Here is a 2,256-nt window from a genome sequence, read left to right on the forward strand (position 1 = left end):
GAAGGACGTCGCGCTGGCGAAGGAAGTCGAGGCCGTGCGGAAGAAGATGGGCGTACCGACGTAGCAGCGTACGGCGATGCCGCTCGTCTGCGTTGTACGAGGCCCTTCCAGCGACGCCGCCACTAATTAACATAAATATAAACTTGCGCCAGCGCAAGTGATTATGTCAACTCCACGTCAACGGTCGTCACCCTCTGCGAGCGAACCGGCGTTGACGCTCTCATCGAGTGCCCGAGCCCCCGGCAAGACGCGCGCTCCGATCTGCTAGAATCCGCCGCATGGGACTCTCACTGAAACCTCTGCTCTGCCCCCGCTCCATCGCCGTGATCGGCGCGTCGCGCCGGCGCGATTCGATCGGCGGGGCGGTTCTTCACAATCTGCTGCAGCGGCCCTTCCAGGGGCCGGTCTATCCCGTCAATCCCAGCGCCACGCACGTCCAGTCGGTCCCCGCCTATCCCTCGATCGAGAACGTTCCGGGGGAGGTGGACCTCGCGATCATCGTCGTCCCCGCGGCCGCGGTGCTCGCGGCGGCGGAGGCGTGCGGGAAGAAGGGGGTGAAGGCCCTGGTCGTGATCTCGGCGGGGTTCAAGGAGATCGGCGGGGACGGCATCGCGCTCGAGCAGGAGCTGCGCGCCATCGTGAAGCGCCATGGGATGCGCCTCGTGGGGCCGAACTGCCTCGGCATCCTGAACACCGATCCCAACGTGAACATGAACGCCACCTTCGCGCCGGTCCAGCCGCCGCCGGGGCGGATCGCCTTCTCGTCCCAGAGCGGCGCCTTGGGGCTCGCGATCCTCGACTACGCGCGAGCGCTCAACCTGGGCATCTCCCACTTCGTGAGCGTGGGGAACAAGGCCGACGTCTCGGGGAACGACCTGCTGGAATTCTGGGAGCAGGATCCCGGCACCGACCTCGTCCTTTTCTATCTGGAATCGTTCGGCAACCCCGGCAAGTTCACGCAGATCGCCCGCCGCGTCGCGCGCACCAAGCCGATCGTCGCCGTGAAGAGCGGCCGCACCGTCAGCGGATCGCGCGCCGCGTCGTCGCATACCGGGGCGCTCGCGGGATCGGACGCCGCCGTCGAGGCGCTCTTCCGCCAGAGCGGCGTGATCCGCACGGACACCATCGAGGAGCTGTTCGACACGGCGCTCCTCCTGGGCTCGCAGCCGATTCCAACCGGGCCGCGCGTGGCGATCCTCACGAACGCGGGCGGTCCGGGCATCATGGCGGCCGACGCCTGCGAGAGCGCGGGCCTCCAGCTTCCCGCGCTCGATGCCAAGACCGTGAAGGGGCTGAAGGCGTTCCTGCCCCCCGAGGCGAGCACGCGAAACCCGGTCGACATGATCGCTTCGGCCGTGGCCGAGTCGTTCGAGAAGTCGCTCCGGCTCCTCGTGGCGGATAAGAACGTGGACGCGGTGATCGTGATCTTCGTTCCTCCGCTGGTGACCGGCGCCCAGGACGTGGCCCGCGCGATCCTCGCGGGAGCGGCCGGGAGCCCCAAGCCGGTCCTCTCCTGTTTCATGGGGTCCCACGGCGTGCCGGAGAGCCTGGTCTCGTTGAACGAAGGCCATATCCCGTCCTACAGCTTCCCCGAGGCGGCCGCGCGCACGCTGGCGCGCGTGGCGCGCTACGGCCAGTGGCGCCGCGCGCGCGCCGGGGTCGTGCCCGCGCTATCGGGCGTGGATCGCGCGAAGGCGCGGGCCGCGATCGAGGCGTCCGAGGCCGGCGCATGGATGTCGGCGCCGATCCTGGCCGACCTGCTCCAGGCCTACGGGATCCGCACGAATCCGCTCCGCGTGGCCGCGACGCGCGGCGAGGCCGCCGGGATGGCGAAGGCGGTCGGGTTCCCGGCGGCCCTCAAGCTTCGTTCGCCGGACGTCGTCCACAAGAGCGACGTGGGGGGCGTGAAGCTGCGGATCCAGAGCGAGGAGGAGGCCGCCCGCGCGTACGACGAGATCGCCCGGGCACTCCGGGAGCACGACCCCAAGGCGCGCTTCGAGGGGGTCACCGTCGAGCGGATGGTGGACGGCGGCGTGGAGACGATCGTGGGCATGACGCGCGATCCCTCCTTCGGCCCGGTCGTGCTGTTCGGCCTGGGCGGCGTCACGGTGGAATTGCTCCGCGACGTGTCGCTGCGGGTGGCGCCGCTCACCGACACGGACGCCGACGAGATGCTCCGCGAGATCCGCGGCTTCCAGCTGCTGGAGGGTTATCGCGGCGCGCCGCCCGTAAATCAGGCCTCGCTGCGCGACGTCC

General features: G+C 69.5%; 1 protein-coding gene. It reads left to right on the top strand.

Going from position 1 to position 2,256, the window contains the following annotated elements:
* Positions 1 to 278 precede the first annotated feature (278 nt).
* Positions 279 to 2,256 (top strand): acetate--CoA ligase family protein (locus VE326_00905; protein ID HYJ31753.1); only part of this gene is annotated, 1,978 nt, incomplete at its 3' end.

The sequence above is a fragment of the Candidatus Binatia bacterium genome, from assembly GCA_035631035.1.
Taxonomy (GTDB): domain Bacteria; phylum Eisenbacteria; class RBG-16-71-46; order SZUA-252; family SZUA-252; genus DASQJL01.